This window comes from Endozoicomonas sp. ONNA2 (assembly GCF_024606365.1).
Classification (GTDB): Bacteria; Pseudomonadota; Gammaproteobacteria; order Pseudomonadales; family Endozoicomonadaceae; genus Endozoicomonas.
The window spans coordinates 1-1,679 of sequence record NZ_JAHHPO010000180.1 but is presented as its reverse complement, the minus strand read 5'-3'; the positions used below and the strand labels follow the sequence as shown (position 1 = coordinate 1,679).

The following is a 1,679-nucleotide window of genomic DNA, read 5'->3' as shown; positions in this document are numbered from 1 at the left end:
TCCGCTGATCAAGCGGGGCTCACACCTGTTTGCGGCCGTTTCTGATCCTTCCAACCTTCAGGGACTGGATGAAATCCGTTTTAGTACCGGCCTGACCATTCATATGGTCCTGTCGGAGCCTGACAGTCTGGAGAGAATGATTGATATTTCCCTGGATGACACCGCTGACATGTTTGCAGACGACGATGGGATGGTCGATCTTGAAGATCTTGAAGTCAGTGCGGTTGATGATTCAGGAGATGATACCTCGGGAGCCAGCGGCGGCGACGGAGACGATGACACGCCGGTAGTAAAGTTCGTCAATAAAATGCTGCTGTCCGCCATCAAGGGCGGGGCATCGGATCTGCACTTTGAGCCCTATGAAAAAGCCTATCGGGTTCGTTTCAGAACCGACGGCGTGCTCCATGAAGTGAATCGTCCCCCGGTCACCCTTGGGTCCAGGATTGCATCACGACTGAAGATCATGTCGGCCATGGATATTTCCGAGCGCAGAAAGCCTCAGGATGGCCGGATAAAAATGAAACTGTCGAAAAGCAAGGCCATCGACTTTCGGGTCAACACGCTGCCGACGCTCTGGGGTGAGAAAATCGTACTGCGGATCCTCGACCCTTCCAGCGCCAAAATGGGGATTGATGCCCTGGGCTACGAAGAAGAACAGAAAGCGATGTACATGACGGCCCTGCACCAGCCACAGGGCATGATTCTGGTCACCGGACCCACCGGCTCGGGTAAAACGGTATCGCTCTATACCGGTTTGAATATTCTCAATACCAATGAGCGGAACATTTCCACTGCGGAGGACCCGGTGGAAATCAACCTGGAAGGTATTAACCAGGTGAACGTCAACCCCAAACAGGGTATGGACTTCAGCCAGGCGCTGCGGGCTTTCCTGCGTCAGGATCCGGATATCATCATGGTGGGTGAGATACGTGACCTGGAAACGGCCAATATTGCCATCAAGGCGGCCCAGACCGGCCACATGGTCATGTCCACCCTGCACACCAACAGTGCGGCAGAGACCCTGACCCGTTTGCAGAACATGGGGGTTCCTTCATTTAATATCGCAACTTCCGTCAGCCTGATTATTGCCCAGCGCCTGGCACGAAGACTGTGCAGCCAGTGTAAGGAAAAGGTGCAAATCCCAAAAGAAACCCTGCTGGAAGAGGGCTTTACCGAGAAGCAGGCTGACTCCGCCGAGATTTTTGGCCCTAAAGGCTGTGAAAACTGCAAGAACGGTTACAAAGGTCGGGTGGGTATTTATGAAGTGGTGTCAATCACCCCCGGCATGCAGCAGATCATCATGGCCGAAGGCAACTCTCTGGAAATCTCGGAACAGGCGCAAAAAGAGGGCTTCAACAACCTTCGCCAATCCGGGCTATTGAAGGCGCTGGAGGGTGTCACCAGTCTCGAAGAGGTGAACCGGGTAACCCAGGATTAACCGTGAACCACAAAGACACGAAGACACAAAGTTTTTTTGGGCTTGCCTGAGCTACGCTCAGCAAAGAAAAAGTCTTCCTTTGTGTCTTTGTGCCTTTGTGGTTCCTTTCTTTTTATGGCCGTTCGCAACGAGCTCACACAGACTCACTCCCCAAAGACAGCAGCGTAGCGTTGCCACCAACCGCCGTGGTATTGATCGACAACGTCTGTTCGGTTGCAAACCTCTGCAAATAGTTTGGCCC

Annotated in this window: 1 protein-coding gene; it reads left to right on the top strand. The window is 53.1% G+C overall.

The window, feature by feature from the left end; translation table 11 throughout:
- Positions 1-1,438 (top strand): type IV-A pilus assembly ATPase PilB (pilB, locus tag KDK14_RS03225; protein ID WP_257263583.1); only part of this gene is annotated, 1,438 nt, incomplete at its 5' end.
- Between the last annotated feature and the right edge of the window lie 241 nt (positions 1,439-1,679).